Origin of the sequence: Mycolicibacterium sp. MU0050 (assembly GCF_963378085.1) — a bacterium.
In the GTDB taxonomy this organism is placed as follows: domain Bacteria; phylum Actinomycetota; class Actinomycetes; order Mycobacteriales; family Mycobacteriaceae; genus Mycobacterium; species Mycobacterium wendilense.
In genome coordinates this window covers 4,714,334-4,737,452 of the sequence record NZ_OY726395.1, presented here as the reverse complement: position 1 = coordinate 4,737,452, position 23,119 = coordinate 4,714,334, and the positions used below count along the sequence as shown (strand labels likewise).

20 protein-coding genes are annotated in these 23,119 nt (G+C 69.1%); 11 read left to right on the top strand and 9 right to left on the bottom strand.

Annotated elements, in window-relative coordinates; translation table 11 throughout:
- Positions 1 to 42 precede the first annotated feature (42 nt).
- The 3 genes from R2K23_RS22605 to R2K23_RS22595 are packed head-to-tail and all read right to left on the bottom strand — an operon-like array spanning position 43 to position 3,479.
- On the bottom strand, positions 43 to 582 hold the full coding sequence (locus tag R2K23_RS22605) for a hypothetical protein (RefSeq protein ID WP_316512774.1): 540 nt from the start codon (positions 580 to 582) through the stop codon (positions 43 to 45).
- Between the two features lie 58 nt (positions 583 to 640).
- Complete coding sequence (locus R2K23_RS22600; protein ID WP_316512773.1) at positions 641 to 1,240, bottom strand: hypothetical protein; 600 nt, start codon at positions 1,238 to 1,240, stop codon at positions 641 to 643.
- Between the two features lie 19 nt (positions 1,241 to 1,259).
- Positions 1,260 to 3,479 carry a molybdopterin-containing oxidoreductase family protein gene (locus R2K23_RS22595; protein WP_316512771.1) on the bottom strand — a complete coding sequence of 740 codons (2,220 nt, stop codon included), beginning with the start codon at positions 3,477 to 3,479 and terminating at the stop codon, positions 1,260 to 1,262.
- Between the two features lie 214 nt (positions 3,480 to 3,693).
- Here R2K23_RS22595 and treS point away from each other — a divergent pair, with 214 nt between their 5' ends.
- Together treS and R2K23_RS22585 are read left to right on the top strand one after the other, a co-directional pair.
- Positions 3,694 to 5,946 carry a maltose alpha-D-glucosyltransferase gene (gene treS, locus R2K23_RS22590; protein ID WP_316512770.1) on the top strand — a complete coding sequence of 751 codons (2,253 nt, stop codon included), beginning with the start codon at positions 3,694 to 3,696 and terminating at the stop codon, positions 5,944 to 5,946.
- Between the two features lie 79 nt (positions 5,947 to 6,025).
- Positions 6,026 to 6,910 carry a rhomboid family intramembrane serine protease gene (locus R2K23_RS22585; protein ID WP_316512768.1) on the top strand — a complete coding sequence of 295 codons (885 nt, stop codon included), beginning with the start codon at positions 6,026 to 6,028 and terminating at the stop codon, positions 6,908 to 6,910.
- A gap of 13 nt (positions 6,911 to 6,923) precedes the next feature.
- Here the strand turns inward: R2K23_RS22585 and R2K23_RS22580 are convergent, their stop codons facing one another.
- The gene (locus tag R2K23_RS22580) at positions 6,924 to 7,478 is read right to left on the bottom strand and encodes a TetR/AcrR family transcriptional regulator (RefSeq protein WP_316512766.1); all 555 of its coding nucleotides are present in this window, start codon (positions 7,476 to 7,478) and stop codon (positions 6,924 to 6,926) included.
- Positions 7,479 to 7,710: 232 nt separating this feature from the next.
- Here R2K23_RS22580 and R2K23_RS22575 point away from each other — a divergent pair, with 232 nt between their 5' ends.
- The 3 genes from R2K23_RS22575 (at position 7,711) to R2K23_RS22565 (ending at position 9,257) form a co-directional block, all read left to right on the top strand.
- Entirely contained in the window at positions 7,711 to 8,094 is a 384-nt protein-coding gene (locus tag R2K23_RS22575; RefSeq protein ID WP_316512765.1) for an STAS domain-containing protein, read from the top strand.
- Positions 8,095 to 8,126: 32 nt separating this feature from the next.
- On the top strand, positions 8,127 to 8,558 hold the full coding sequence (locus tag R2K23_RS22570; protein ID WP_316512764.1) for an ATP-binding protein: 432 nt from the start codon (positions 8,127 to 8,129) through the stop codon (positions 8,556 to 8,558).
- A gap of 162 nt (positions 8,559 to 8,720) precedes the next feature.
- Positions 8,721 to 9,257 carry a hypothetical protein gene (locus tag R2K23_RS22565; protein WP_316512763.1) on the top strand — a complete coding sequence of 179 codons (537 nt, stop codon included), beginning with the start codon at positions 8,721 to 8,723 and terminating at the stop codon, positions 9,255 to 9,257.
- A 15-nt stretch (positions 9,258 to 9,272) separates the two neighbouring features.
- Here R2K23_RS22565 and R2K23_RS22560 read toward each other — a convergent pair whose 3' ends face one another.
- The 5 genes from R2K23_RS22560 to R2K23_RS22540 are packed head-to-tail and all read right to left on the bottom strand — an operon-like array spanning position 9,273 to position 15,560.
- Entirely contained in the window at positions 9,273 to 10,754 is a 1,482-nt protein-coding gene (locus R2K23_RS22560; protein ID WP_316512762.1) for an acyl-CoA synthetase, read from the bottom strand.
- A complete protein-coding gene (locus tag R2K23_RS22555) occupies positions 10,739 to 11,524 on the bottom strand; it encodes an SDR family NAD(P)-dependent oxidoreductase (RefSeq protein WP_316512761.1) in 786 nt (261 codons plus the stop codon). Before R2K23_RS22555 ends, R2K23_RS22560 begins: the two co-directional genes overlap by 16 nt.
- Before the next feature lie 13 nt (positions 11,525 to 11,537).
- A complete protein-coding gene (locus tag R2K23_RS22550) occupies positions 11,538 to 13,085 on the bottom strand; it encodes an AMP-binding protein (RefSeq protein ID WP_316512758.1) in 1,548 nt (515 codons plus the stop codon).
- Between the two features lie 8 nt (positions 13,086 to 13,093).
- Positions 13,094 to 13,834 carry a GntR family transcriptional regulator gene (locus tag R2K23_RS22545; RefSeq protein WP_316512756.1) on the bottom strand — a complete coding sequence of 247 codons (741 nt, stop codon included), beginning with the start codon at positions 13,832 to 13,834 and terminating at the stop codon, positions 13,094 to 13,096.
- A 4-nt stretch (positions 13,835 to 13,838) separates the two neighbouring features.
- Entirely contained in the window at positions 13,839 to 15,560 is a 1,722-nt protein-coding gene (locus tag R2K23_RS22540) for an SMP-30/gluconolactonase/LRE family protein (RefSeq protein WP_396892600.1), read from the bottom strand.
- Positions 15,561 to 15,598: 38 nt separating this feature from the next.
- Between R2K23_RS22540 and R2K23_RS22535 the strand changes: the two genes are divergently transcribed.
- The 6 genes from R2K23_RS22535 to R2K23_RS22510 all read left to right on the top strand — a co-directional run bounded on the left by R2K23_RS22535 (position 15,599) and on the right by R2K23_RS22510 (position 23,117).
- Complete coding sequence (locus R2K23_RS22535) at positions 15,599 to 16,453, top strand: SDR family NAD(P)-dependent oxidoreductase (RefSeq protein WP_316512753.1); 855 nt, start codon at positions 15,599 to 15,601, stop codon at positions 16,451 to 16,453.
- Between the two features lie 29 nt (positions 16,454 to 16,482).
- Positions 16,483 to 17,886, top strand: coding sequence for an aromatic ring-hydroxylating oxygenase subunit alpha (locus R2K23_RS22530; RefSeq protein ID WP_316512752.1), 1,404 nt, complete (start codon positions 16,483 to 16,485; stop codon positions 17,884 to 17,886).
- A 74-nt stretch (positions 17,887 to 17,960) separates the two neighbouring features.
- The gene (locus R2K23_RS22525) at positions 17,961 to 19,142 is read left to right on the top strand and encodes an LLM class flavin-dependent oxidoreductase (protein WP_316512749.1); all 1,182 of its coding nucleotides are present in this window, start codon (positions 17,961 to 17,963) and stop codon (positions 19,140 to 19,142) included.
- On the top strand, positions 19,139 to 21,001 hold the full coding sequence (locus R2K23_RS22520; RefSeq protein ID WP_316512747.1) for a flavin-containing monooxygenase: 1,863 nt from the start codon (positions 19,139 to 19,141) through the stop codon (positions 20,999 to 21,001). Before R2K23_RS22525 ends, R2K23_RS22520 begins: the two co-directional genes overlap by 4 nt.
- Positions 20,998 to 21,915 (top strand): SDR family NAD(P)-dependent oxidoreductase, encoded by a 918-nt coding sequence (locus R2K23_RS22515; RefSeq protein WP_316512746.1) that lies wholly within the window; start codon positions 20,998 to 21,000, stop codon positions 21,913 to 21,915. The genes R2K23_RS22520 and R2K23_RS22515 overlap by 4 nt, the downstream gene beginning before the upstream one ends.
- Entirely contained in the window at positions 21,912 to 23,117 is a 1,206-nt protein-coding gene (locus tag R2K23_RS22510) for a CaiB/BaiF CoA transferase family protein (protein WP_316512744.1), read from the top strand. The genes R2K23_RS22515 and R2K23_RS22510 overlap by 4 nt, the downstream gene beginning before the upstream one ends.
- Positions 23,118 to 23,119 lie beyond the last annotated feature (2 nt).

Genomic DNA, 23,119 nt, shown 5'->3' with positions numbered 1-23,119 from the left:
GGACATCGCGCCGGAGCATCCGGCGGCGGTGAAGGGGTCGGCTCAGCCGATCGACGCAACACCGGGCGGGGCGCGCATGCCCCTCCCGCAGTAGACGAGAACAGATTGCGCGACAACGTTTTTCGCGCGACGACGGGGAATTCTGACGAGCGGGGTGGACCCGCCGACCAGGATCAGGCGCAGCCAGCACAACACCGACTCGCAGACGGAATACAGGTGCTCGACGGCGGCGATCAGCACGGCCAGGCCGACCGCGGCCGCGGTGTGCAGCAGCAGCATCGGCAGCGACGGCAGCAGGGGACCGTGCGCGTGCTCGCCGGTGAGCGCCAGAGCGAGGTGCCCGAACGCCTGCGCGACGCCCAGCGCCGCGACGAGCGCACCGAGTTGGCCGCGCCGGTTCTCGACGGTGAACCGGCTTGCGATGGCGCCGACGGTGACCGAACCGATGGTGAGCACCATCAGGGTGCCACCGCCCGGGAGTCCGCCGCCGGCGGCGGCGTGGGCCGCCGCGGTGACCAGTGCCGAACAGCCACCGATCAGGGCGCCGCGCAGTCGGCGGACGCGCGACGACGGCGTGCTCACCCGCGTCACCCTACTAAAAGGTCACCGGGCGGCCGCCGTAGCGGCTGGTGGAAATGGGTCAGGAACCGGCTTCGGCGGCACCGGGGGCTTCGGCCGCGCCGGCGGCTGGGCCGGGGGCCGGGCCGGTGCCGCTGGGTCCGGCGGGAGCCGGCTTCGGCGCGCCGGGTGCCGGGCTCGACGCGGCGGGCGCCGGCCCGGTGGGTGGTGCCTGACCGGTGGCCGCACCGGGATTGCCGAGCACCAGTTGGCCGAGTTGGCCGAGGATGGCGGCCGGGTTGGCGCCCTGCGGGCCGCAGCCCGGCAGGCAGTCCTCGATCTTGTTCCACGGCTGGCAGTCGCTGGTCCGGAAGGACGTGTCGCCGGCCTCGATCTTGACCACCTGAGGCTTCTTGCTCATGGCGTTGTCGACCAGCTTCTCGCCGCTGACCCGCTTCCAGTAGCAGGCGCTGCCCTCGACGGGCCCGGCCGAGCGGTAGGTCCCGGGCAGGATCTGGGTGCCGACGGCGTAGGTGCCATCGCCCTCGAATGTCGTCTGGGGGCCCGGCGGGGGGCCGGGGGCGGGTGCGGGATCGGGATCGGCGACAGCGATCGCTGCGGAGGCGCACCAGCCCACGAGGGCCAGCGCGGCGGCCAGCCCCACGGATTGCTTAGACCTCATAAGCGCTCAGTGTAGGCGCTCATTTGTCGCCGCAGCGTCGAACGCCGACGTACCCCGAGCTCAGGGCCGGGGTCTGGGACAGCGGATCCACCGGGTCCGCGGAGATCAACAGGTTCCGGTTCACCCCGTGGGCCTGCGGCGCACCGGCGCCGGTCGGATCGAACACCCGCGAACCCCAGCCGTGATCGATGATCAGCAGGCCCCGCCGCGGCCGGTCGCTGAGCTCCGCGGACAGTTCCACCTCGCCGACCGCCGAGAAGACCCGCACGGCGTCGCCGTCGGCGATACCCAACTCGGCCGCGTCGTCGGGGTGCATGAGCACCCGGTTGCCGCGCCCGCCGGGGTGCAGGCCCGGGAGTTCGTTGAGGTAGGAGTTCATCGAATGCCGGTGCCGGCGGTTGCCCAGCTGGAATGGATAGCCGGCCGGCGGCACGGGCGCCGGCTCGGCCGACAACTGCCGGGCGCGCGCGACGAGTTCGGCGGGCGCGACGTGAATCTTCTTGTCCTCGGTGCGCAGCGCCGCCGCGAAGTGGCCGTACTCGCGCGGCCCCAGCACCCGGCCGTGCGGGTTCTCGGTCAGATCGCGCCACCGCAGTTTGCGCCCGTTGACCTTCCGTGAGGCCGCCACCATGACGCGGTCCAACCAGCCGGGACCGAACTCCAGGCCCGGGCGACCGGTACGCCGCGCGAGCACACGGGTGGCGCGAATGAACCCGTTCAGCCCGCGGGCGCCGAACAGCGGGGTCTTCATGGCGATCGCCAGGTCGACGAAGATCCGCCATTCGGGCCGGGCTTCGGGCGGCGGCTCGACCGCCTTGGTTCCGTATTGCACGAACGGTTCGTCGTGCATGTTGCTGGTCAGTGCCAACAGGTCGTCGCGTTCCAGCCAGTGCACCGCCGGCAACAGCCAGTGCGCGTGCCGGTGACTTTCGCGCTGCACAAGGTCGATGGCGACCAACAGGTCCAGCTGCCCCAGCGCCGCGTCCAGCGCGCCGCCGTCGGGACCCGAGACCACCGGGTTGCCGGCGTCGATCACCATCGCCCGGATCCGGCCGCGGCCGGGCGTGGTGATCTCGGCGGGCAGGTCGCTGAGCGTGTGCGCGCCGGCGACCATCGGCCGCCCGGAGACCCGGTTGCGGTGATCGGGCGTCTTGGCCAGCCCGGCCAACCGCAACGCATCGAGGTAGCCGGGCTCGAACCGGCGCCCGCCGGGGCGGTCCATCCGGCCGGTGACGACGTTGAGCACGTGCCCGAGCCATTCGCCGACGGTGCCGGCGAGATGCAGCGACACCCCGGTTCGGGTGACGGCCATCGCGGCCCGCGCGGTGGCGAAGTCGCGGGCGGTCTGCTCGATCAGCGCGCGCGGCACATCGCAGCGGGCGGCCAGGTCGTCGAGGTCGACGTCATCGATCAGGTCGCGCAGCGCGGCCATCCCGGTGACCCGCTGCATGCAGTCCTGCCGATGCTCGAGGCGCTCGGAGAGGATGACCTTCACCATCGCCAGCAGCAGCGCCCAATCCTGGCCGGGGCGCACGGCGAGGTGGGTGTCGGCCTGATCGGCGCTTTCGGTGCGCACCGGGTCGACCACCACGATCTTGGCGCCGTCGCGTTGGCGCTGCAGCGCGCGGCGCCACCCACCGGGCACCGTCTCCACCCAATTCCAGGCGCTGACAGCGGGATTCGTGCCGATCAGCAGGAAGTAGTCGCAGGCGTCGATGTCGGACACCGGCACCATCACGGCCGAGCCGTACATCGCCTCGGCCACCACGTGCAACGCGTTCTGGTCCACCGAGCCCACCGAATAGCGGCTCCGGGTCCCGATCCCGTCGAGCCAGCCGTTGAGGAAGATCAGGTTGGACGACGAGAACCCCGCGGGATTGCCGTAGTAGACGCCGATGGTGTCGGGGCCGTCGCTGGCGATCAGCGCGGTCATCCGCGCGGCGATGTCGGCGATGGCCTCGTCCCAGCCGGCGGCCACGTAGCGGTCGCCCACGCGCTTCATCGGGGTGCGGATCCGGCGCGGGTGCTCGACCAGTTGGTGCGCGTTGCGGCCCTTGGCGCAGAAGTCGCGCCAACTGTGCGGGTGTTGTTTGTCGGCGGCGATCTTCAGTACCCGGTTGTCGGAGACCGTCACCTCGACACCGCAGGACGCCAGGCAGAACCGGCAGAAGGTGAACACGGTGTCGGCGGCCTCGTCACCAGTGCGGGCCGCCGCCCCGGCCGCCGTGGGCGCAGTCATTCGCTCAGCGTGACACCGGAGCGGTTGGTTGTAAAGGTCAAGCGTCGAATGGTCATTCGCTACCCGCGTGGCGTTTCGACCGACCCTCGGCGTGGCAATACTGGCCGAGGTGGCGATGGCGAGCCAGGGCATCGGAGGCCGGCCGTCCGTAGTCTCGTTGGAACACGCGGTCCGAATCGGCCGAGCGATTCCGGATATGCCAGGAAGGAGCTCCATGTCGCAACCGGTGGAATCGGTGTCCGGTGACCAGCCGGAGCAGCCCAGCGACTCGCCCGAGCTCACTTTCGACGAGCATCTGCATCCCGCGCGGCCGCGCACCCTGCGCTACCGGCCCCGGGTCAAGGCGGCGTTCACCCGTAAGTCGCTCGGCCAGGAGGGGGCCCCTGCGGCGGATAATCCCGCGTACGTGTCCTGGCTGCTGTCGCAGTCGATGCTCGCCGACGCCAACACCATCAGTCAGCAATTCTCCGGGCAAGGGTCCATGTGGCAGAACCCGTACGCCACGCCGATGCCCCGGGCGGCGGTGGAGACCGCCTCGGTGTGGTTCACTGCCTACCCCTTGTCGCTGATCACCCGGCCGGACGAATCGTTCCTCAAGGCGATGGCGGACGAGGCGATGTGGAAGGCGTTCGCCGACATCGGTATCGAGGCCGTGCACACCGGGCCGGTGAAACGTGCCGGCGGAATCTCCGGGTGGTCGCACACCCCCAGCGTGGACGGTCACTTCGACCGGATCAGCACCCAGATCGATCCCGCGTTCGGCACCGAGGACGACTTCCGGACCCTGTGCGGCACCGCCAACTGGTACGGCGGCACCATCATCGACGACATCGTGCCCGGCCACACCGGCAAGGGCGCGGACTTCCGGCTCGCCGAGATGAAGTACGCGGACTACCCGGGCATCTACCACATGGTCGAGGTCGACCCGCGGGACTGGGAGCATCTGCCCGACGTGCCCCCCGGCGCGGACTCGGTCAACATCGACGCGGCCTGCGAGGACTGGCTGGACAAGGCCGGCTACATCATCGGCCGGCTGCAACGGGTCATCTTCTACGCCGAAGGCGTCAAGGAGACGAACTGGAGCGTGACCCGCCCGGTGCTCGGGGTCGACGGCGTCGAACGCCGCTGGGTGTACCTGCACTACTTCAAGGACGGGCAGCCGTCGATCAACTGGCTGGACCCGTCCTTCGCCGGTATGCGGCTGGTCATCGGCGACGCGCTGCATTCCCTCACCGACCTCGGCTCCGGGGGGCTGCGGCTGGACGCCAACGGCTTCCTGGGCGCGGAGAAGACCGCCGCCGACGAGAACCCGGGGTGGTCGGAAGGGCATCCACTCTCGGAGGCGGCCAACCATCTGATCGCCAGCATGGTGCGCAAGCTCGGCGGGTTCACCTTCCAGGAGCTGAACCTGACCATCGACGACATCAAGCAGATCGGCGAGGATGGCGCCGATCTGTCCTACGACTTCATCAACCGGCCCGCCTACCAGCACGCGTTCGCCACCGCCGACACCGAGTTCCTGCGGTTGACGCTGCGCACCACACTGGAACTCGGCGTGGACCCTGCGTCGCTGGTGCACGCGCTGCAGAACCACGACGAGCTGACCTACGAGTTGGTGCACTGGTCGACCGGTCACCGCGACGACCGCTACATCTACAAGAACGCGGAGGTCACCGGCGAGGAACTGGGCGAAATCGTCCGCACCGATCTCACCGAGAAGCTCACCGGCGAGCACGCCCCCTACAACCGGGTGTTCACCACCAACGGGATCGCCTGCACCACAGCATCGTTGATCACCGCGACCCTCGGCATCACCGATCTCGACGAGCTCGACGATCCCGCCGAGGTGGACCGCGTGCGCCGCGCGCACCTGTTGCTGGCCATGTTCAACGCCCTGCAGCCCGGGGTGTTCGCGCTGTCCGGGTGGGACCTGTGCGGCATGCTCACCCTGCCCGCTGACGACGTCGCCGAGTTGATGCGGTACGGCGACACACGCTGGATACACCGGGCCGCGCACGACCTGATGGGGGTCAACCCCGGAGCCACCGGGTCGATGGCCGGAATGCCCAGGGGGAAAAGTCTTTACGGCTCCATCCCGGAACAGCTCGCCGACGAGACCAGTTTCCTGCGTCAGCTGCGGGCGATCCTGCGGGTCCGCTCGCACTACGGCATCGCGACCAGCCGGCAGATCGACATCCCCGAGGTGTCGCATCGAGCCATGCTGGTCATGGTGCACCAGCTCGAGGATCCCCAGCAGCATCAGCTGACCGTGCTGAATTTCGCCGACGAACCGATCGCCGGGACGGTGCGCTCCGACACCTTGCCGCCCGGCGCGACGGTCTCGGACATGTTCAGCGGACACGCCTTCGCCACGATCGACGACCTGCACAGTTTTGCCGTCGAGATGCCGCCGCACCACGGGATGGCACTGCTGGTCGAGGCGCCGGAACCGGAACCCGAAACCTAGGCCGGCGCCGGCGGTTCGCGGCCGGGCTGCGTCGAGCCACGACGATGCTGGTCACCGCGCGGCCAGTACCTTTGTGGGCATGAGTCACCCCAGCGTGCCGGGCCCGCCGGCGCAGGCCCCGGTCTGCTATCGGCACCCCGACCGGACCACCTATGCCCGCTGCACCCGGTGCCACCGCTACGTCTGCGGGGACTGCATGCGGACCGCCGCGGTCGGCCACCAGTGCGTGGATTGCGTGCGCGCCGGAGCCGCAACCGTGCGGCAGCCGCGCACCGTGCTGGGTGGCCGCCTGCACGCCTCCGGGAAACCGGTGGTCACCTGGACGTTGATCGGGATCAACGTGGTGATGTTCGTCCTGCAGATGGCATCCGGGCAGTTCGAGCGGCAGCTGACGTTGTGGCCGCCGGCGGTCGCCGACGGACAGGTCTATCGCCTGGTGACGTCGGCGTTCCTGCACTACGGGGCCATGCACATCCTGTTCAACATGCTGGCGCTCTACATCGTGGGACCGCAATTGGAACTGGCCCTGGGACGGCTGCGCTTCGGCCTGCTCTACGGGCTCAGCGCGCTGGGCGGCTCGCTGTTGGTGTACCTGCTCTCGCCGATCAATACCGCGACCGCCGGCGCCTCGGGCGCCATCTTCGGCCTGTTCGGCGCGGCGTTCGTGGTGGGCCGCCGGCTGAACCTCGATGTCCGCGGCGTGGTGATCTTGATCGGGCTGAACCTGGTCATCACGTTCGTCGCGCCGCTGACCGGTGTCGGGGCCATCAGTTGGCAGGGTCACCTCGGTGGCTTGGTCGCCGGCGCGCTGGTGGCGGCGGCCTTCGTCTACGCGCCCGCCCGGCAACGCAACGCGGTGGCGGCCACGGTGACCGTGGCGTTCCTGGCGTTGTTCGTCGCGCTGGTGTGGTGGCGCACCGGGGTGCTGCTGGATATGTTCGGCGGCGCGATCATCATCGCGTGATCGGGCCGGGGCGTCAGCGGGAAGGTCTGATGCCGACCGCGTGCCGCAACTGGTCCAGGAAGCCGTCGTCGTCGTCGCTGCGCACGATGTAATGCGACACCGCGACCCGGATGGCGGTCGCGGCCTTGACCGGCGCGCTGGGCCCGGTGAGCAGCCGCTCCAACTGCGCCCGCATCACCGGGATGACCTGCCCGAGCCGCGCGATCACCACCTCGGGTTCGATGTCGACCGCGCGGACCCCCGAATACGAGTGCTGATAGTCCACGATGAACTGCAGCGCGCCGTCGAGGCGGTCGCTCCCGCGTAACCCCGCCGTGGCGCGGCTGATGCCGGTGTCGAACATCTGCCGCTCGTACACGGCGAACGCGTCCAAGAGCGCCTCCTTGGAGGCGAACCAGCGGTACAGCGTGGGCCGGGACACCCCGGCCTGCTGGGCGACATCCGATAGGCTGAGCTTGGCCTGCCCGCTGCGGCCCAGCACCTCGGCCGTGGCCGCGAGGATCCGCTGCCGCGTCGAGTTGTCCTCGACGGCGCCCCCCGCAGTGGCGGGGCTGGAAGGTCGGTTCACGGCGTCGGTCCTACACGGGTCGGTGGGGCGGATAAACGTATGATGAACCAGATCGTAGAGGTAAAGCCAAAAAGATGGCCGCAACGTGGGGCAAGAGAGCGTGTACCAGCCCTTGTCGCGAAGTGGCCATGGACAGGACAGTATTGTTCTCGAGAACGACCTTGCCAGGTTCAACCCGCAGCCTTGCAGACGTGACGCAAACGCATGTGCGCGAAAACAGTGAGGTGCTCTGATGCCAGATGAATCGAACATCGCCGACGAGGTGATCCTGCCGCCCGACTGCGTGGTGGAGGAGAAGTGGTTCGACCGGGTCGCGGTGGTCTCCGCCGCCGGCACGGTGGACATGCTCACCTCGCCGAAGCTCGAGGAGCGGATCTCCACCGTGGTGGCGCAGAAGCCGGCCGCGGTGGTGGTGGACCTCACCGATGTCGAATTCCTGGCCTCCGCCGGCATGAGCGTGTTGATCGCCGCCCGCCAGCAGACCCCGGAAGGGATCACGTTCGCCGTGGTCGCGGACGGTCCGGTCACCGGTCGCCCGCTGAAATTGGTGGGCGTCACCGACATCGTCGACGTGTACCCGACGCTGGACAAGGCGTTGGCCGAGTTGGCTGCGTAGTGGCCGGCGAATTCGGGTAACCACCTCACGCCATGCCCGCCGCCGCAGAATCCCGCCACCACAGCGATGTTGCCGACGCCGTCAGCGTCGGCCGAATGCGCGAGGAATTCAGCCGGTGGTTGCGCCAGTTCGGACTCGCCCCGGATCGGCACGCCGATCTGGTGTTGGCGGTCAACGAGGCGTTGGCAAATACCGCGGAATTCGCCTATCGCCGCCATCGCAAGCCGGGGGCCGTCACGCTGACGGTGCGCTGCGACCCGGCCAATGATTCGTTGACGGTCACCGTCACCGACGAGGGGGCCTGGCGGGAGCCGTCCGACGACGGCAACCCGCAGCTGCGCGGCCGGGGGATCCCGCTCATGGAGGCCCTCGCCGACGAGGTGGTCATCGATTCTTCTCCGACGGGCACCACCGTCCGGATGCGGTTCGACCAGGTGAGCAACCCGTCCTCGGCCATGGCGTAGCGGCCGCCGGTAGGCCGGGCCGTTGACCGGGGTTGACAGTCGGCCCTGAAGCTGTAACGCGGGTCCGGGCCGTCGAGACCAAATCGAGCCTTTACATATCGCGAGAAAACTGTCACGCTCGAGGGACTGCTAGCTCGGTCAGCCCCTACGGAGGATTCAGCGATGCCCGCCACCCTGGTGCACGACGAGTACGCGGGCGGGGCCACCCCCGCCGAGTCTTCGCTGAAATACCAGCTCACGATGGTCGCGTCCTCGGTGATCGAGGCCGTGTCGACGTCCGGTGGTTGGATGTTCGACCGGGTGATGGCCGGGTGGGAGGTCAACGTGTTGTTGCCGAAACCCGACGACGTCCGGCCGCTGTCGATACTGGGTGCGCGCGCTTTCGATCTCGAGGCGGCGTTGACGGAGGCGCGCGCCACGGGCTACCGACCGCAGGCACTGGCGGTGTCGGCCGAGATGTGCGCCCGCGATCCGCGGATCGGCCGCCAGGTGAGCACCGCGCTGCGGCGCGGCACCGAGGTGACCTTCTGGGGTGCCGAGTTGCCGGCCGGCGTCGGCCATCGGGCGGTTGTGGCCGAGCACCAGCTCACCGCGGCGGCACACGTTTTCAAGAATCACGCGCTGGCGTCGATCGCGGCGCCGGCCGCCGAGCGCACCGAGCGGTTCTTCGTCGGCGGTTCCGGTTATTCGGGGCTGTAGGGGGGCGGTTGCCCGTCACGCCAGCCGGGCCCGCAGTTCGCGTTTGAGCACCTTGCCGTAGCTGTTCTTCGGTAGTTCATCGACGAACAGATACCGCTTGGGGCGCTTGAAGCGGGCGATCCGCTCGAGTAGGTGCGCGTCGAGCGCGCTCGCGGCAACGTCGCCGACGATGAAGGCGACGACCACCTCGCCCCACTCGGCGTCCGGTGCGCCGACGATGCATGCCTCCCGCACCGCGGGATGCGCGAGCAGCACCTCCTCGACCTCGCGGGGGTAGATGTTGGATCCGCCGCTGATCACCACGTCCTTGGACCGGTCGCGCAGCGTCAGGTAACCCCGGTCGTCGAAGGAGCCCAGATCGCCGGTGTGCAGCCAACCGCCGGCCAGTGCGGCCGCCGAGGCGTCCGGGTTGTTCCAGTACCCGGCCATGACAACGTCACCGCGACAGACGATCTCGCCGATCTGGTGGGGGGCGGCCCGGGTTCCGTCCTCGGTCAGCACGGCCACCTCGACCCCGGACCGGGCGGTGCCGACGGAGCCCAGGATCGCGTCCTCCCCGCATTGGTGGTCGGCGCGCCGCAGGCCGGTGATCGTCATCGGTGACTCACCTTGCCCGTAGATCTGGGCGAATATCGGACCGAACGCGGCCATCGCCTGCTTGAGGCTCTCGACGTACATGGGCCCGCCGCCGTAGACGATGGTGCGCAGCGTGGGCGGCGCGCCGCGGCCGGTGTCCACCAGACGCTGCACCATGGTCGGCGCCAGAAAGGCGGCGCAACCCGGGTGCGCCGCGCACAGGTCCAGGAACTCGTCGGCGTCGAACGCCCCGGAGGCGGGCACCACCTGGCGGGCGCCGCGCAGCACGTACGCCGGGATGTACAGCCCGGAGCCGTGCGACATCGGCGCGGCGTGCACCAGCGCGCAACCGTTGTCCGGGGCGTCGATGTCGGCGAGGTGCGCGACGGTCATGGCGGTCAGGTTGCGGTGCGTGAGCATCGCACCCTTCGATCGACCGGTGGTGCCGCTGGTGTAGAACAGCCAGGCCAGCGCCGCCGGGTCGACGTCGGCGGCGGGCTGGATCGCGGTGTCGAATCGGCCCAGGTATGCCGCGGAACCGACGACCTCGATGCGAACGTCGGTGTGGGAGGCCAACTCCGCGGCGATCTTGGGGGAGGCGAAGACCGTTGCCGCCTCGCAGTCCCCGAGGATGTCGGCCATCTCCCGCGGGTGCAGCTTGAAGTTGATCGGCACGACGACGCAGCCGGCCGCCCAGATGCCGAACAGCAATTCGACGATCTCCGGCCGGTTCTCGCTGGCCACCGCGATGCGGGTGCCGGGTTCGCAGGAGTCGCGCAGCGCCGCGCCCAGCCGCAGCGCCCGGTCCCGGAGCTCGCGCCAGGTCGCAACCCGCTGTTCGCCGAGGTAGAGCGCCCCCTCGTCGGGATGGCGGGTCGCGGCGGCCTCCAGCATGGTGAAAACGTTCACCGCGGAACCCATTCCGAGCTCAGCGCGAAGTCCGACAGATACTTGGTGGAGCTCCAGCCGCCGTCGACGACGATGGTCTGGCCGTTGATGAAGGCGCCACCCGGCGAACAGAGGAAGGCCACGGTGGCGGCGATGTCCTCGACCCGGCCCAGCCGCTGATGCGGTGTCATCTCGGTGTTGATCTTGCGGAACCGCTCGTCCTCGAGGCGCTGCTCGACCATGGGGGTCACGGTCACCCCGGGGGCCACCGCGTTACACCGGATCCCTTGCGGCCCATACTGACACGCGATGTGCGTGGTCAATGCGGTCAGGCCGCCCTTGGCCGCCGAGTAGGCGCCACCGCGCAGTCCCCCGACCACCGCGAACGTCGAGGTGATGTTGATGATCGCTGAGCCCGGCTGCATGTGCCCGACGACGTCCCGGGCCAACCGGAACGGGGCCCGCAGCATCAGACCCAAGAAGTAGTCCAGGGATTCGTCATCGGTCTCGTGCAGAGGTTTGGGGCTGCCGACACCGGCGTTGTTGATCAGGAAGTCGATCCGGCCCCACCGCTGCAACGCCGTCTCGACGATGCGCGCCGGGGCGTCGTCGGCGGTGAGGTCCACCGCCAGGGTCGCCACCCGGTCTGGATCGCCCGTCGCCGCGGTCACCGCCTCGGTGAGGGCGGCCAGCCGCGCCTCGTCGCGGCCCGTGCCCAGGACGGCCATGCCCTGTTCGGCCAGCAGTGTCGCGCAACCGAATCCGATGCCACTGCTGGCACCGGTGACTATTGCCACCTGCATTGCGAATCCCCTCTCATCCCGCCTCCACGGCTGCGGTCAGCGTCGCGCGGATCCGATGCTTGAGCACCTTGCCCGCATCGTTCTTCGGGAGCTGCTCCCAGATCTCCACCTGCTCAGGGATCTTGAACTTCGCCACGCCGTGCGCCAGCAGGGCGCGGCGCAACCGGTCCAGATCCGGCGGGCCGGCCGGTCCGGGCACGATGACCGCGCAGGACCGCTCGCCGGTGCGGGCGTCGGGCAGACCCACCACCGCGATCTCGGCGATCTCCGGCAGCGCGATCAGGAGATCCTCGATCTCCTTGGGGGAGATGTTCTCGCCGTTGCGGATGATGATGTCCTTGGCCCGCCCCGTGACCACCAGGTAGTCGTCGTCGACCCAGGCGCCCAGATCCCCGGTGCGGAAGTAACCCTGCTCGTCGAACGCCGCCTCGTTGTCCGCCGGATGCAGGTAGCCGCACAGCATCTGGGCGCCGCGGGCCCGTATCTCGCCGTCCACCAGGACCACGTCGGCGATCCCGGGGCGCCCGTCGGTCTCGGCCGCATGGACGACGTCGCCGGGACGCATCGAGCCGACGGTGGTCACCGGCACTTCGGTGGAGCCGTAGACCCGGCTGACCACGGCGCGCTCGAAATATCCGGTCGCGCGGTGGATGAGCGACGGGGGGACCGAGGCGCCGCCGCAGATGAACACCTTCAGGTCCGGCAGCCGGGTCGCGGCACGCTCGGCGGCGGCGAGCAGATCGACCAGGAAGGGGGTGGCGCCGGCCATGTGGGAGCAGCGTTCGGCGGTCATCAGCGCCACGGCCGCGTTCGGCTCCCAGCGGTCCATCAGCACCGCGGTGGTGCCGAGCAGCAGCGGACATTCGAAGGCGTAGATGGAGCCGCCGATGTGCGCGATCGGTGAGGGCACAAGGAAGGTGTCGCCGGGATCGACGTACCAGTGGTCACGCAGCTGGCCGATCAAGGCGTTAAGCGAGTTGTGGCTGTGCAGAACACCTTTGGCGCGCCCGGTGGTTCCCGAGGTGTAGAGCACCATCCGGACGGCGTCGGGATCCAACGCGGGGAATTCGGGGCGCTGCGGTGCGTCGTCGATGAGGTCGGCGTACGGGGTGTGTTCGTCGCCGCGGACCACCACCACCTCCGGCGGGGCGGAGAGTTGCGCGGTGACGCGCCGCAGCATCGCCGCGTAGTCGTGGCCGCGGAAGGTCGGCGGGATGAAGATCATCCGCGAGTCGACGTCGTCGAGGATGAAGGTGAGCTCACGGTCGCGCAGTGACGGCAGGATGGGGTTGACGACCAGCCCGGCCATGGTGGCGCCGAGATAGATCACCGCGGCCTCGTGCCAGTTGGGCAGCATGAACGACACCACGGCGCCGGGCTGCACCCGCGCCAGCAGCGACTGCGCCAGGGCCGCGGCCTGCCGGTGCAACTCCGCGCAGGTCAACCGGACCTCGCCATCGACCACCAGCACCCGGTCGGGGCTGCGCGCGGCGGCGTCGCGCAGCGCGTCGGCCAGGGTGCTCGCCGCCGGTCGCGGTTCCCCGTCGCCGCGGGTCGTCATGGCCGGCACTAGCTTTCGACCCGGCGCAGGGTCATCGTGTGGCGGTACCGCGAGGAGGGGTGGGTGTTGATGGTGACCTGGGCGATCTCCCCGTCGGAGGTCTTGTAGGTGCGCCGCAACTCCAGCGCCGCGGTGCCCGGGTCGACGTCGAGTCGTGCGGCCAGGTCCGAGCGCATCAGCACGGCCGCGATCTCCTGATGTACCTCGACGACGCTGCGCCCGAACATGTCCTCGATCAGCGGGAACACCGGACCCTGGTGGCGCTGGAGCAGTCGGCCGACCGCGGCGAAGGACCGGTTGATGTAGTACTCGGTGAAGCACACCGGATTCGGGGCGCCTTCGACCTGTCGATAGCCTCCGACCGCCAACCACTCCTCGCCGATCGGCAGGCCGGTGCGGTCGGCCAGGTCCGCGTCGACGGTGAGCATCTTGTTGGCGTGGATGACGAAGCGCGCCCCGGTGGCGAAGGCCATCAGGTCGTCGATCGACATCACGTCCTGCGCATAGGAACTGGTGGAGGTCCGCGGGACCACCAGGGTGCCCGCGCGCGGCCGCGAGGAGATCAGATGGTCCTCGCGCAACCGGCGCAGCGCCTCCCGGACCGTGTAGCGGCTCACCGAAAAGCGTTCGCACAGTGCGTGTTCTGTCGGCAACTGGGAACCGACGGGGTAGATGCCGTCGACGATCTCCTGCCGGAGCACGCGGGCGACCTGCAGGTAGCGAGGATCGGAGGTGCGGGCCGCGGTCATCGGCTCACCGGTCGGTGGGGCGGAGGGCCAGAACGCTGCCGTCACCGTCGGCCGAGACGAACAGGGTGCGGTCGGGCCCGGCGGCGATGCCGGCGAACGGGCCCTGCGGGCCGGAGAACGGCGGCATCCCCAACAACGGCTTGGGGGTGACCCCGGCGGGGGCGCCCAACGGCAGGCCCGCGGCGATGGTGTGTCGGGTGCCGCTGCCGGGATCGAATTCGATGACGGCCTTGCTGCCCGCATCCACGACGTAGAGCCGGCCGTGGGATTCGACGATGCCCTGCGGACAGACCAGCCCCTCGAGCACCGGTTCGGCGCCGCCGTCGCCCAGTCGGACCACCCGGCCCGCGCCCGACTCGGTGACCAGGACGGCACCGTCGGCATCGACGGAGACGCCCACGGGATCCGCCAGCTCCGAGGCCAACTCGGTGACCTCGCCGGCGCGCACCGACAGCACGCGGCCGGTGCCGAGTTCGGCGACGACCGCGGCGCCGTCGGGTGCCAGGCTCACCCCGTAGAGCTGGTCGAATCCGTCGGCGAGATACTCGGTTTCAGCGGCGGCGGGCCGGTAGCGGGCCACCTGACCGCCGGAGGTCGTCACCGTGAACTCGTCGGCTCCCGACGGTGTCAGGCCGCGCAGGAACCCCGGATAGCCGGGACTGAACAGCATGCCGACGGTCTGCAGCGCGCCCTCGGGCGTCAGCCGGTAGAAGTAGGTGCCGTCGGCGACGTAGAGCCCGCCGTCGGCGCCGACGGCCAGGTCCAGGGGCCAGTTCAGCCCGCCGGGCAGCAGGGTGCGATGACCGCCGTCGAGGATCTCGGTGATCTCGCCGGTGAAGTTCGAGACCAACAGCCTGCCGTCGGCGAAGGTGAGGTTGTCCAGGCCGGGGGTGAGGGTCGCGAGGGCGGTCTGCGCGCCGGAGCGGGGGTCGATCCGCAGCACCTGGCCACTGGCGACCTGGGTGGAGACGATCTGTCCCTGCGCGTCGAACTTCACCGCGTCCGGGACGCCGAGATCGCCGGCCACCTTCTCCACGGTGATGGGGCCGGCCTGGTCGGGGTCGATGCGCCAGATCTCGTTGGCGCCCATCACCGGGAAGTAGAGCAGTCCGTCCGGGCCGAATTCCATGGCGTTGGGGGAGGGCACGTCCTCGAGGAGTAGCCGCGCCGCGCCGGTGCCGGGGTCGAGTTCGAACAGCCGGCCACCTTCTCGGCACTCCCCGACGAACAGCCGGCCGCGGTGCACCGTGATGCCGTTGGCCGAGGGCAGATCGTCGCGCAGTACCCGCGCGCGGCCGTTCTCCAGCGCGCTGACCCTGCCGTCCATGACCTCGGTGGCGAACAGGGTGCCGTCGTCGGCGAACGCGACATCGTCCGGGGCCACGATGTCGCTGCCCTTGGGGCTGACGGCATCCAGTTCTCCGGAACCGAGGTCCAGCGCGCTGATCTGACTGCCGGTGACCTGGGCGATGTAGACCCGGCCGTCCGGACCGGTGCGCAGCCCGTTGGCGCCGAACAACCGACTCGGCGCGGTGAGCCGATCGACGCGCCAGCCCGCGGCGCTCTCGAGGGTCGACGAAAAGAGGCCGGAGCGGGTCGGCGAGGCGTTCACGGCTGGGACATTAGCAACCCGGATAAGTCCAGACAATAGCGACAGACGATTTCCCGATCGGGCCTTGACGAGCGACGAGCTGGTAAAGAATGATGTTCTCAAATGAGTGCACATGCGTTTTTTGTCCGGACAATTAGCCGGGTGCGGTAGTCGTGGAAGCCGACCTGTTGGGGTTGAGGGACCGCGTCGTCATCGTCTCCGGAGCCGGCGGTGGCGGCATCGGCACCACGGTCACCCGTACCGTGGCGCGGGCCGGGGCCACCGTGATCGCGGTCAGCCGTTCGCCGGAGAACCTCGATCGGCACATCGGGCCCCTGATCGCCGAGGGGTTCGACGTCGTGCCGGTGGCCGCCGACGCCGCGACGGACGAGGGCATCGCCACCGTGCTGGGGCGCGCCCGCGACGCCGAGGGCGACCTGTACGGACTGGTCAACGTCGCGGGCGGCGCGGCCCCCGGCACCTGGATGCCCAGCACCCGGGTGAGCCGCGCGGACTGGCGCGCGCTGTTCGCGCAGAACCTCGAGACCATGTTCTTCATGAGCCAGGCGGTGGCCGCCGAGTTGCGGGCGCGCCAGTTGCCCGGCTCGATCGTCTCGGTCTCCTCGATCAGCGGGATCAACACCGCCCCGTTCCATGTTGCCTACGGCACGGCCAAGGCCGCGGTGGTCGCGGCGACCCGCACGATGGCCGTCGAATTGGCCGACGCCGACATCCGCGTCAACGTCGTCGCCCCCGGCGTCACCGAGACCCCGGCCTCGGGGACCTACGTGGCCGCCGACCCCGAACGGGACCGGCGCGCCATCGCGATGGGACGGCGCGGCACCCCGGAGGAGCAGGCCGGCGCCATCCTGTTCCTGCTCTCGACGCTGTCGAGCTACATCACCGGCCAGGCGCTGTTGGTCGACGGCGGACTGAACCTGCGCTGGACGCATCTGGGCGCCGACAACACGTCGCTGTTTCTTGCCGACGACTCCTTCCGCGCAGCCATCACCCGGTGGGAGTCCTGAGAAGTGCCACGAGCGAAAGCGAGGATCGGATGACCCAGGACATCAACGCCATGGACGCCACGAGAATCGACGTCGAGTCGGCCGAGGAACTGTCCAGCCCGGTGACCATCCCGGTCGAGGCCTACACCTCGCCGGAGTACGCGCGCGCCGAACGGGACAAGTTGTGGCGCAAGGTCTGGCAGCAGGTGGGCCGGGTCGAGGACATTCCCGAAGTCGGCGGCTACCTCACCTACGACATCCTCGACGACTCGATCCTGGTGGTGCGCACCGGAACCGGCTCGTCGGCAGAGGATTTCACCGCCCACCACAACGTCTGCATGCACCGCGGCCGCCGCCTGGTGGACACCCCCGACGACGCGAAGAACGCCTGCGGCCGGGCCCGCAAGTCGTTCGTCTGCGGCTTCCACGGGTGGACCTATGGTCTCGACGGTGCCTGCACGCACATCCGCGAACAGGACGACTGGAAGGGCGTGCTCACGCCGGAGAACACCCATCTGGTGCCCGTCCAGGTCGACACCTGGGGCGGATGGCTGTTCGTCAACATGGACCCCGACTGCGAACCGCTGGCCGACTACCTGTTCCCGGCCGCCAAGATCCTCGACCCGTTCGGGTTGGAGAACATGCGTTACAAGTGGCGCAAGTGGCTGTACTTCGACTGCAACTGGAAGGTTGCGCTGGAGGCCTTCAACGAGACCTACCACGTGTTCACCACCCACCCGGAGTTCAACAAGTTCGGTGAGTTCAAGGGCTGGGCCAAGGCGCAGGGCAAGCACAGCAACATCGGCTACGACGCGCCCAAGGACATGGAGGCCACCAAGTCCAAGATCCGCCTGGGCACCGGCGACGACCCGCGCGTCTCCACCGCGGAGATGCAGATGTACACCTGGGAGCAGACCAACGCGACCACCACCGAAACCCTGGTGAACGCGGCCAAGCGGCTGGTCGACGAACTGCCCGAGGGCACGCCGCCGGACAAGGTGCTCGAACATTGGCTGGCCTCGGCGCGCCGCGACGACGAGGCGCGCGGCGTCATCTGGCCCACCATCCCGGCGGACATCCTCGGGCAGGCGGGCACGGCCTGGCAGGTGTTCCCCAACTTCCAGATCGGCCAGGGACTGACCACCGCGCTGTGCTATAGCGCCAGGCCGCATCCGAGCTACGACCCGAACAAGTGCATCTTCGAGGTGGCCACCCTCGAGTTGTATCCGAAAGGCGAAGAGCCGCAGACCGAGTGGGAGTACACCCCCAAGGACAGCCCCAACTGGCTCTCGGTGCTGCCGCAGGACTTCTCCAACATGGCCGCGGTGCAACAGGGCATGAAGTCGCTGGGCTTCCCCGGCACCCGGCCCAACCCCTACCGCGAACGCAGCACCGTCAACCTGCACCACCAACTGTCCAAGTACATGGGAACCGGCGAGCCCCGCGAACTTTAAGCCACGCGATTTCGGTGCGCTGGGGTGAGCTCACCGCCGCTGAGCGCACCGAAATCACCACGAAGGAGAAGGAAATGAAAGTCAATCTGGGGACCGGAGCGCAGAACTCCCGCGACTGGGAACGCGTCATGGCCGGGAACTTCAGCACACCCCCGGAGACGCCCGACTACCAGTGCGTACAGGCGGCGCTGGCCCTCGGGGATCTGGCCGAGCCGTTGGGTTTCGACGGCATCTGGTTCCCGGAGCATCAGGGCACCCCGTACGGCATGACCCCCAACCCGATTCAGGCGCTGACGTACTTCGCCGGCCGCACCGAGCGGGTCAGCCTGGGCACCTTCGTCGCCGTCGCGCCGTGGTGGAATCCGGTGCGACTGGCGCACCAGATCGCCTACCTGGACATCGTTTCCAACGGCCGGTACAACACCATCGGCATCGGCCGCGGGGTCTCCAAGGGAGAGTTCGACGCGGTCGGGGTGCCTCGCGAGGAGAGCCGGCAGCGCTTCAACGAAACCCTGGACATCCTCAAGCTCGCCTTCAGCGGCGAGCGGTTCTCCTACGACGGTGAAATCTTCTCCTTCCCGGAGATGTCGCTGCGCCCCGAGCCCATCAGCACCGATCTGTACGACCGGATCTACAGCTCGTCGTCGACGGCCGAGTCGCTGGAGATCCTGTCCCGGCGCGGCATGGTCCCGTTGTTCGTGGGCAACAAGCCGATCTGGGACGCCGGCGCCGAGGTGCAGAAGGTCAACACCTTCCGCGCCGAGGAGGGCCTGGAGCCCTGTCAGCCCAAGAACGTGATGTTCATGTACTGCACCGCCAAGGAGGACGACCGGATGGCGGCCCTCACCGAGGAGTGGATCTGGACGGCCAACCGCGACGTCAACGTCCACTACGGCTTCGCCGACGCGTCGAACTTCAAGGGCGTCAAGGGATACGAGGCCTACGCCGCCCGGGAGGCCACCGCGACCGCGGTGCTCGCCTCGGCCGTCACCGGTGACCAGAAGAAGGGCGGCCCGCCCGGATATCACGCGTCGAACCTGCTGATCGGCACGCCGGAGCAGGTGTTCGAAAAGCTCAAGGCCGCCCAGGAGGCGTGCTCGTTCTCCGAGGTCACCATCGTCCCGCAGTTCGGCACCATGCCGTACGAGGACGCGATGGAAAGCACCCGCCTGTTCGCCGCCGAGGTTCTGCCCGCGGTGCACGAGATGCCGGCACCGCTGCATCCGGCCGCACTGCCCGAGGGCGTCAGCGCATGACCTCGACCGAATCCGCCGCCGGCTGCGGGCCCACCGATACCCCCACCGACATCGACATCCCGGCCATCCGGGAGCGCTACGCGGCCGAGCGCGCCAAGCGACTGCGGCCCGAGGGCGGCGATCAATACCTCGAACTCGAAGGCGATTTCGCCGACTTCTACGAGGTGGACCCGTACACCACCCGCGTCGAACGAGATCCGATCACCGAGGATGTCGAGGTCGTCATCCTGGGCGGCGGGTTCGCGGGTCTGCTGGCCGGCGCCCATCTGAAGAAGGCCGGGGTGGAGGGGATCCGGGTCATCGAGATGGCCGGGGACTTCGGCGGCGTGTGGTACTGGAACCGGTTCCCGGGCATTCAGTGTGACAACGACGCGTACTGCTACATCCCGCTGCTCGAGGAACTCGGCTTCATGCCGAGCAAGAAGTTCGCCGACGGTGCCGAGATCTTCGACCATTGCCGCAACATCGGCAAGCATTTCGGCCTGTACGACGGGGCGCTGTTCTCCACCCAGGTGCGCGAACTGCGCTGGGAGGACGATCTGCAGCGCTGGCGGATCGACACCGACCGCGGTGACGAGATCCGCGCCCGGTTCGTGGTCATGGCGCAGGGCTCCTACAACCGCCCGAAGCTGCCGGGGATCCCCGGCATCAAGGACTACCGGGCGGCCGGCGGGCACGTGTTCCATTCCGCACGCTGGGATTACGACTACACCGGCGGAACTGCCGACGGCGGCCTGCACAAGCTGGCCGACAAGCGGGTCGCGCTGGTCGGCACCGGCGCCACCGGCGTCCAGCTGGTCCCGCACCTCGGCCGGGATGCCAAGGAGTTGTTCGTCTTCCAGCGCACCCCGTCCTCGGTCGACGCCCGCTCCAACCCGCCGACCGACCCGAAGTGGGCGGCCTCGCTGCAACCGGGCTGGCAGGAGGAGCGCAAACGCAACTTCCACAACTGGTCGCCGTTCGTGGGAGTCGTGTTCGGCGAGCCCGATCTGGTCTGCGACTTCTGGACCGAATTGGGCCGCAACCTCACCGCCCGCATCGCGAGTAGTCCCGACCCGGCGTCGGTGACGGTCGAACAGATCATGGCCTTCCGGGAGGAGGAAGACTACAAGATCATGGAGCGGCTGCGGCGCCGCGTCGCCGAGATCGTCGCGGATCCGGTCACCGCCGAGGCGCTCAAGCCCTACTACCGCTTCATGTGCAAGCGCCCCACCTCCAGCGAGCAGTACCTGGACACGTTCAATCGGCCCAACGTGACGCTGGTCGACGTGTCGGAATCCAAAGGCGTGGAACGACTCACCGAGAAGGGGATCGTCGCCAACGGACAGGAGTACGAGGTCGACTGCGTGATCTTCGCGAGCGGATTCGAGATCTCCACCGAGATCAGCCGCCGCTTCGCGATCGACCAGATCGTGGGGCGCGACGGGTTGTCCCTGTTCGAGCACTGGCGCGACGACTACAAGACCCTGCACGGGATGACCAGCCGCGGCTTCCCGAACCAGTTCTTCATGGGATTCATCCAGGGGGGCGTGTCGGCGAACACCACGGCGATGTTCGAACAACAGGCCGAGCACATCGCCTACATCATCGCCGAGGCCCAGAAGCGGGGTGCCACCCTGGTCGAACCGAGTCAGCAGGGGCAAGACGAGTGGGTGGCCACCGTCCGCGAACTGTCGATCGACAACTCGGCGTTCGAACTGTCCTGCACGCCCGGCTATTACAACAATGAGGGCCGCGGCGGCCAGGAACGCAACGGAGCCTTCCTGGGCGACTTCTATTCACCGGGGTTCTACGCCTTCGGCGACCTCATCGCCGGGTGGCGGGACAACGGCGACCTGGCGGGGTTGGAACTGCGGTGACCTTGCGCTTCGACGATCGCGTTGCCGTCGTCACCGGCGCCGGCCGCGGTCTGGGCCGGGAGTACGCGATGCTGCTGGCGGCGCGCGGGGCCACGGTGGTGGTCAACGACGTCGGCGGCACGCTGACCGGGGACGGCGCCGACGCCGGACCCGCAAGCGCGGTGGTCGGCGAGATCGTCGCGGCCGGCGGGCAGGCCGTGGCCAGCACCGAGTCGGTGGCCACCGCCGAGGGCGGCCAGGCGATCATCGACACCGCCCTGCGGGAGTTCGGCCGCATCGACATCCTGATCCACAACGCGGGCAACGTGCGCCGGGCGCCGCTGGCGCAGATGTCCTACGAGGACTTCGACGCCGTCGTCGACGTCCACCTGCGCGGCGCCTTCCACGTGGTCCGCCCGGCGTTCGCCGAGATGGTCGAGGCGGGCTACGGCCGCATCGTCCTGACCTCATCGATCGGCGGTCTGTACGGCAACCACGAGGTCGCCAACTACGCCGTCGCCAAGGCCGGTGTGCTCGGGCTGTCCAACGTCGCCGCCCTGGAGGGCGCGGCGTCGAACGTGATCAGCAACGTGGTGGTGCCCGCGGCCGTCACCCGGATGGCCGAGGGGATCGACACCTCGGCCTACCCGCCGATGGGCGCCGAACTGGTCGCCCCGGCCGTCGGCTGGCTGGCGCACGAAAGCTGTTCTGTCACCGGCGAGATCCTGGTGGCGCTGGCCGGCCGCGTCGCGCGCGCCTACATCGGCGAGACCCGGGGCGTCTACCGGCCCTCGTGGACCATCGAGGACGTTGCCGCGAACCTCGCCGAGATCCGCGACACCGCCGACCCGCTGGTTTTCCCCGTGGTCCCGGGCGGGCACGACGCACACATCCGTCACAGCTTCGGGATGGCCGCCGAGGCGGTGCAACCATGACCGCCGCCGGGCCGCTGAGCGGCGTGCGGGTCGTGGATCTCACGGCCATGGTGATGGGCCCGTACTGCACGCAGATCATGGCCGACATGGGCGCCGACGTCGTCAAGATCGAACCCCCGCAGGGGGACAACACCCGATTCATCTCGGTGGGGCCCGCCCCCGGGATGAGCGGGGTGTTCGTGAACGTCAACCGCGGCAAGCGCAGCGCCGTACTGGACCTGCGCACTGAGGAGGGCACCGCGGCTCTGCGCGCCCTGATCGAGTCCTCCGACGTGTTCATCCACTCCATGCGGGCCAAGGCCATTGCCAATCTCGGGTTTTCCTACGCCGAGGTGGCCGCCATCAATCCGGAGATCATCTACACCAACTGCTACGGCTACAGCCGCCGCGGGCCGGCGGCGGATCGCCCGGCCTACGACGACACCATCCAGGCCGAATGCGGGCTGCCCGCGGTCCAGGAGCAGCTGACCGGCGAGGCGAACTATGTGGGCACCATCATGGCCGACAAGGTGGCGGGCCTGACCGCGCTGTACGCCACCATGATGGCGCTGTTCCACCGCGAACGGACCGGTGAGGGCCAGGAGGTCGAGGTCAGCATGTTCGAGACGATGGCCTCGTTCATGCTCGTCGAGCACGCCAACGGGGCCATGTTCGACCCGCCGCTGGGGCCCGCGGTCTACCCGCGGACCGTCGCCCCCAACCGCCGGCCGTACGAGACCAAGGACGGCCACATCGCCGCGCTGATCTACAACGACAAACACTGGAACGCGTTCGTCGGTGCGGTCCGGCCGTGCTGGGTTGAACAGGATCCGACGCTGTATTCGACGCTGGAGCGGCGGGCGCAGCAGATCGACAAGGTGTACGGTCTGGTGGCCGAGACGTTGAAGGAGCGCACCACCGAGGAGTGGCTGACGCTGTTCGAGGAACTCGAGATCCCGGCCGCACCGATCCACACGCCGGATGCGTTGTTCGAGAATCCGCACCTCAACGCCGTCGGGCTGTTCGAGACGGTGCAGACGCCGCACGGCCCGGTCCGGTTTCCCGGTGTGCCGACCTGGTTTTCGCGGACCCCCGGGCACGTCCGGGGCCCGGCCCCGGAACTGGGCGCCGACACCGCGGCGGTACTCGACGAGCTGGGTGTGCGCAACACCGCAGCGCTGGCACCCGACAGTGACGCCGAGCCCGCACTGGGTTCGGGATAGGG